We start from the raw sequence: 7,170 nt of genomic DNA on the forward strand, positions 1-7,170 counted from the left end.
TAATTGCCGCTTTGATAAATTTTAGGGTTATAGCTTAGACTTACCCCTACATTTAACGTTGCGTGCATATTGGCTGCGTTAGGAGCTATAAGGCTGCCGCTTCCTTGCTTGTTTATCAGATGAATCTCGCTGCTTGGACTTAACGGACCGCTTACTCCGCTTATATAAGCGGTGATATTGCCGACGTTGCTTAGATCGGTATTGGCAGTAGGGTCGCTTAGGGTAAGTACGCTATCGCCTGCTCTAATAGAGTTAGGAAGAAAGAAGTTTAGCCTGTCAAAACCGCTAATATTTTTAGCGCTTAAGGAATTTACTACAGCAGGAGAGCTATTGCTAGCTCCTATGTTAAGGGTGTTACCTCCACCGCTTGCGCTTATTACGCCTACATTGTGACCGCTGATAAAATTTAACGTATTATTTGCGCCTGCTGCATGGATATTTCTACCGTTAAAATTCTTATCTTCCCCCGCTTTGCCTATATCTATGTTATTTCCGTTAAGACCGCCGGCACCAAGATACTTCTGCAGCTCATCCGCATCAAAGTCTCCATTTATGCTCTCGTTAGTCTTAATAAGCTTTTGAATATAAAGCTCCCGCTCATCCTCGCTTATATGCATACCGCCTATGTTTCTGCTAAAGGTATTGGCATCCTTTATGACATAGTTTTTATTTAGCTGAGTTACGTAGCCCTTGTCTTTAAAGCGTGGATCATATCCGGTAAATTTACCGCCTCCGCTTTTATAGGCAAGTGTGTATTTCTTATTATCGCCATCTGGATAGCTTGCATTGTTTAAAGCGTTAAATTCGCTTGCGGAATTCACAAATATATCGGTACCGCTTAGATCGGTATTGCCGGAGCCCGTCAAGCTTAAAGCTCTTTTAGCATTTGATGAAACGTCGTTTTCAATCTCGCCAAGGGAGGCTAGGTTAAATTCCAATTTATTGAAATTTGCAAAATTCCCTGCATTTAGGCCATTGCCGGAGTTTGAAGATAGGATATTTAGGCTATTGCCCGAATTGCTAGCGTTTGCACTAGATACGCCGTATATCGTGCCTGCTACGCTGCCGCTTCTGAAATTTACTACGTTGTTGCTGCCGCTAACGGCTTCCGCTGCGTAGACGTTGCCGGCGATCTGCGTGTTGCCGTTTAAATTTACAGTGTTGGAGGAAGCAGCGCCGCTAGCCTTTCCACCATATACGCTTCCGCCTACGTTTACCGAGTTAAGAGTTATGGTGTTGGAAATCGTGCTGTTTCCCTTGCCGCCTACCGCCATTGCTCCTACGCTGCCGTTGTTTATAGTTACGATATTGGATTTAGCTTCCCCGTTGCTAGTATTGCCGCCGTAAATGCTATTGTGGATTATCGTAGCATTCGTAGTTACGCTATTATCGTGGACGTTCCCGCCTCCGCTACTGCTATGAGTGATGCCCGCATTTACGTACCCCACGTCTATTCCGCTTGCTTCGAAAGTTACGTGGTTATTATAAATTTCTTGCGAGGTAGCGGAATTTGAGTATCCTCCGTCGATCTCACCTATGTTGCTTCCGCCCTTGATCTTGGCGTAGTTATCGTGGATGCTATTGCTTCCGTCCGTAGCGTCGTCTCTGCCCGAGCTTATGTTTTTGCCGCCTAGATTGCCTGCATTCTCCTTTACTATTACGGTGTTTCCTTTATTGCCGAATAGCTCAGTAGCGCCCGCAGCCTTGTTAGAATTTTGATTTTGCATTAGCTCGCTTTGATCGAAGTTGGGGTCTATCCAAGAGCGAGTTAGCGTGCCCTTTTGCATGATTAAATTCTTGCTGTTTTCGACCTCGATCGTAGTGCCGGTGATTTGATAGTGGTCTTTGTCGGTAATCGTATAAATTTGATTATCTTGCACGATTTGTGCGGCTCTAGTAATCGTGCCGCCGCCTGAATTATGTATCAGATAGTACTTTCCTTCGCCAAGATCTGATTTTATACCCTCTATCTTTGTATCGTTTAAATTCGTATTGCCGCCAGTGGTTAGAGTAAGTGGCGCATCGGCTTCGGTAGTAGAATATAGATCGTGAAAATTTATAGAGCCGAAATTTTTAATGTCTTTAGCTTTTTTAATGCCGCCGCCGACCCAATTTTCGATATGCAACGTATTAGTTTTATCTGAATTCTTATTGCTGCCGTAGATTGTACCGCTTATCGTGCCGCCTCTAAAATTTACGTTGCTATTCTCGACGCTGCCGCTTGTAGCGTAGCCCGCAAAGACGTCTCCTGCTATCGTCGTTCTTTCTTTATTGATATAAACGACTGCGTTTTTGACGCTTCCCGCACGTGCGCCATAGACATTGCCTCCGATGTGTACGCCTTTGTTGGAGTCTAACGCTCCTAGAGTAACTCTATCGCCATCCGATTCGCCTGCAATGCCGCTTGCTGCCGCGACATCACCTTTTACTGTACCTTTTATAAGATCAACTACGCTTCGCGAGCTTGAGGCGCCGCCCAAAGAGCCTGTGACGCTGCCTACGATTGCATCGTCGTTGTTGATTTCTACGCGATTTGCGCTCATTACGCTAGTGCTATTTGCTTGACCGCCTACTACTTGGTAATTTTGCGCTTTTAGCTTTGCGCTTATGGATACGGAGTTTGCGCTAGAGTTTCCGCTTCCGCCCGCTGCGCCCCAAATTCTACCACTACCGCTTAAAGTAATAGTGCTTGTGCCGCCGTAATAAGGTGCCGTTATATTGACGCTATTAGAGTTACTTTGCCCCGTGGAGGATTGAGCGCCGAATATATCAAAGCTTCCTCTAAATGTGCCGCTTTTGATAGTTATTCTATTTGATACGGCATTACCGCCACCGCTTACTATACCGCCTACGATTACATTTTTAACGGAGCTGTTGCCAATAGTGCCTCCGTCGATCGTTACGGCGTTAGAGGAGGCTTTTTTGTCCGCTCCGCTTCTGCCGCCGATGATATTGTAATGTCTGCTTGCATTACCGCCGAAGTTATCGGCATTTCCCGTAATTTCGGCGCCGTATTTTACAAAAACCTGATTCCGCGTCGCTTCGCCTTCGTTGCCTGTTTTAGACGCCGCTATGCCTTGCCCGCCCACGACCAAATTTACCTTAGAGCCGTTTTCCAAGCTCACGTAATTATCAGATACACCCTTGGCCTCGGCGCCTATTGCGATACCCACGTAAGCGTTTGCGCCTCTAATCGTAAGTCTATTGTTGGAGGCGGAGTTTAACTCGGTAAAGCCCGCAATCCCGTCGCCGCTTCCTCCGCCGTAAATCACGCTGCCAGAGTAGTCCGTCCCGCCGCTTGGAACACCCGTAATCGTCGTAATATTGCCATTTGGGCTGGTGCTTCCGCTGCCGCTAGTATTGCCGCTAAATCCTGCCGAATATAGATTATTGTGGGTGTGGATAAGCGGCGGATTAGAATCTGCGTTACAAAGCGCTTGTGCGGGCGCTAGTGCGAGCACCGCTGCGAGGCTAAGCATAGAGGAGCAGATGGATTTTTTCATATATTGATCCTTTGAAATTCGTAAAGTTTGCGATTATACATAAAAATAGATCAGTTTGCAATATGAAATTTTAAAGAAGCGCTGGTTAGTCTTTGACAGAGGGGGCTGCATTTGTAATTTTAAGTAGTAAAAAAATTCACTCTTTGTGCAGAATAAATTCTTGACTGTAAAATTTACCCCTTTTTAGAGGGGGGGTATTTTGAGCGGATTGCAAGAGGTAAAAAAATCCTAGTAAAGAGATTCTGAGTAAAATTTGAAATAATGAAAATCTGAGCTAAATTAATTCTGGCAATTTCAAGCTGCGGTAAAATTTATGCAGGATAAATTTCAAACGAAAATCAAAATTCGCTCCGTAGTACCTCAAAACTCAGTAGAATTTATGCAAGATAAATTTTAAGCGAGCGGAATTTTATATAAGTGCCGTTTCGCCCGCGAAAAAGCTTTTTTGAAAAATTTAAACAAGCAAAATTACGCGATAAATTTTATGTGATCCATGCTACAAGAGCTAAAGCATAGCAAGCAGGAGATAGAATTTACGCGATAAATCTTGCGTGATAAATTTTAAGATAAGCCGCAAATCCTACAAGAAGCTGTAAATTCCATCTAGCAAGAAATATCTTTTATCCGCAGCGCCGTGATAAAATGGATTAAAAGTCCCTTCGTACGCCTTTTCAAAAAAACCTTCTTTGCTTAGCTTTATAAGCTCTGCATTGACGAAATCCAGTAGCTCTTTATTGCCTTTCTGAACGCCAATACCCATAAAATCGGGCTTGCCTAGAGTTTTAAGCGGTACTTCTACCTCGCTATCGACTACCGGATATGCCATTGCGATTAGATTATCGGTCGCGTAGGCGTCCACGTCGCCGTCTTTTAGCATGCGGTAGCACTCCCTGGCAATCTTGCAAAATGTAAAATTTCCAAAGCCTTCTTGTTTAAAAAATGCCTCGCCTGTACCGCCGCTTTCGAGCAAAATTCTTTTCTCTCGCAGATCGGCTAAGGATTTTATTCTATCGGCCTTGCGGGTTAAAACTCCAAGATTTACCGAAAAATACGGTGTTGAAAAATCGATCTGCTGCGCGCGTTCAGGCGTAATGGTAATCGTAGCGATGACGATATCTACGCGGTTGTTTACTAGTGCTGGAATTCTATCCTCGACCTTCATCGGTACAAGCTCGATTCTGCCGCCTTTTTCGCCGAAAAGATCATTTGCTATGGCCTGCGCCATCGTAACTTCAAAGCCCTCGAAAGTTCCATCGTTTAGCTCGCTAAAAGGAGGCTGTCCGTCGTAAACGCCGATGCGAACGACGCCTTTTGATCTGATCTGTTCCAAACTATCGGCGAAAGCAACGATAAATGGTAGCAACATTGCAAGAAGCAATTTCATGGCAAATCCTTAAATTTAATCTCTCTTCCGCCTTCAAACGAAGCGGGAAATTTTATTTACTAAAATTCTAAAAGCCGGACTCAAAATTTAAAGCAAGCTCTTAGAGCATATTATAAATTCCATCTAGCAGAAAATATTTCTTATCTGCCGTACCGCGATAGAATGGATCAAAGCTCTGCTCGTAGGCCTTTTTGAAAAAGCCCTCTTTGCTTAGCTTGATGAGCTCTGCATTGACGAAATCAAGTAGTTCTTTGTTGTCTTTCTGCACGCCGATGCCGATGAAATCGCTAGGGCCTAGGTTTTTAAACGGCACTTCCAAAGTATCATCGATGACGGAATATGCAAGCACGATGAGATTGTCGTTTATATAGCCGTCCGCATCGCCATTTCGAATCATTTCGTAGCATTCCTTAGCCGAAGCGCAATGGCCTAAATTTTTAAATCCCTTGGTTTTGAAAAATTTCTCGGCTACCGTCGCGTCGCCTTCGAATACGATCTTTTTATCATGAAGCTGCGCGATATCGGTAAAAGCGTCGGCTTTGCGCGTTAATACGCCCAAATTTACGGAGAGGTAGGGGAGGGAGAAATCGATCTTTCTTTTTCGTTCGTTGGTGATGCTAAATAGACCGATCACCAAATCAAGCTTATTTGCCTCTAAAAATGGAATCCTATCATTTACGCTTAGTGGAATGAACTCGATTTTGCCCTCTTTTTTGCCAAAAATTTCTTTAGCGATCGCGTTTGCAAGATCGATTTCAAATCCTTCAAATTTGCCGCCATTTGACTCGCAAAGCGGCGGATGGGCGTCGCGCACTCCGATGCGAATGACGCCGTTTTGTCTGATTTGATCTAGGCTATCGGCAAAAAGCGCCGCACAAAATAGAGCCGCTATAAAAAGTAGTTTCATTTTATGTCCTTAAAATGGGATTTCGCATATTATCCGCTTATCATAAATGACGTTTTAGTCGAAGCCGTTAGATAAAACACTGCTAAATTTCGTCCTAAAATATGGCATAGAGCCCATCTAGTAAGAAATATTTTTTATCTGCAGCGCCTTGATAAAATGGCTTAAAAGTTTCATCATAAGAACGTTCGAAAAAGCCCTGCTTGCTAAGTGTAACAAGCTCTTTATTTATCAGATCAAGCAATTCGGTATTGCCTTTGCGCACCCCGATGCCTAAGAATTCCGGATTGCCTAGATTTTGGATTGCTACTTCTAAATTGTCGTCGATAATGGAATAAGCTAGTACAATGAGATTATCGTTAACGTAAGCATCGGCTTTGCCTTGCTTAAGCATATCGTAGCATTCGGTAGTAATGGAGCAATGGATTAGATTGTGGATTTTATTTTTATACAAAAAATTTTCTGCCGTAGTACCGTTACCCTCTACTAAGACTTTTTTGTTTGAAAGATCGTCTATGCTTTTGATGCCGTCGCTTTTACGTGTCAAAACTCCCAAGCTCATCGAAAAATATGGATAAGAAAAGTCGATTTGCCTTTTTCTATCTTGCGTTATCGTGATGGTCGCGACTGCAAGATCTACCTTATCGTTTTGTAATGCAGAGATCCTATCGGTGGCATTTAAAGGGACGAACTCGACTCTACCGCGCTTATCGCCGAATATGCTCTTAGCTATAGCATCTGCAAGGTTGATTTCAAAGCCTTCGAAATTACCACTTTTTTCATCACTAAAAGGCGGCCTACCATCACGAACACCGATTTTAACGACTCCGGCAGATCTGATCTGCTCCAAACTGCCCGCAAAAACACCGCTGCAAAGCGTAAAAATAATGCAAAAAAGTAGCTTCATAAACTATCCTTTTCTTAAATTTAATATTATCCCTTAGATATTGCGTGATTTTACCCTAAAATAGTTAAACATAACTTCAATTACATAATACGGATTGCTAAATCGGTAGTAAGCGAACGAGATTTATAATTTAAGAAGCGATAGATAAATTTTATGAAGTGAAATTTAGCCGTAGCGAAATGTGGCGCAGGAAAGTATAAGCTTTGATTAAAATTTATCTATCGTAATTTACGGTGCAGTTTTTGCTGTATCGGCATAGAATTTTAATTTGGAATTCATCCATCATACCTGCTTGCTTTTCGAGCTGGAATTTTTACGTCTTGCCTACGTGCCGCATATTTCGCAATAAAATTTTAAAATTTGCTTGGGTTGAAATGCTGTTTTGTGTTATAGAATTTTGCGGTATTTTAAAACTATTTTTCGCCAACTTCTACGATTTTGCTTAGCACGTATTGTTCTAGCTCGCGTCTAG

General features: G+C 42.9%; 4 protein-coding genes. All 4 read right to left on the reverse strand.

Annotated elements, in window-relative coordinates:
• A partial coding sequence (locus Q0238_RS00435; protein WP_297941792.1) for a hypothetical protein occupies positions 1-3,503 on the reverse strand: 3,503 nt, incomplete at its 3' end.
• Between the two features lie 580 nt (positions 3,504-4,083).
• A complete protein-coding gene (locus tag Q0238_RS00440) occupies positions 4,084-4,887 on the reverse strand; it encodes a transporter substrate-binding domain-containing protein (RefSeq protein WP_005870746.1) in 804 nt (267 codons plus the stop codon).
• A gap of 100 nt (positions 4,888-4,987) precedes the next feature.
• Positions 4,988-5,794 (reverse strand): transporter substrate-binding domain-containing protein, encoded by an 807-nt coding sequence (locus tag Q0238_RS00445; protein ID WP_297904974.1) that lies wholly within the window; start codon positions 5,792-5,794, stop codon positions 4,988-4,990.
• Positions 5,795-5,888: 94 nt separating this feature from the next.
• Positions 5,889-6,698, reverse strand: a complete 810-nt coding sequence (locus Q0238_RS00450) for a transporter substrate-binding domain-containing protein (RefSeq protein WP_297941795.1) — start codon at positions 6,696-6,698, stop codon at positions 5,889-5,891.
• Positions 6,699-7,170 lie beyond the last annotated feature (472 nt).

This window comes from uncultured Campylobacter sp., assembly GCF_938045775.1.
Lineage (GTDB): Bacteria > Campylobacterota > Campylobacteria > Campylobacterales > Campylobacteraceae > Campylobacter_B.

Bases quoted from the DNA above. Each gene is read 5' to 3' on its own strand.
- Q0238_RS00440 (WP_005870746.1), bottom strand. From the start codon at position 4,887: ATGAAATTGCTTCTTGCAATGTTGCTACCATTTATCGTTGCTTTCGCC.
- Q0238_RS00445 (WP_297904974.1), bottom strand. From the start codon at position 5,794: ATGAAACTACTTTTTATAGCGGCTCTATTTTGTGCGGCGCTTTTTGCC.
- Q0238_RS00450 (WP_297941795.1), bottom strand. From the start codon at position 6,698: ATGAAGCTACTTTTTTGCATTATTTTTACGCTTTGCAGCGGTGTTTTT.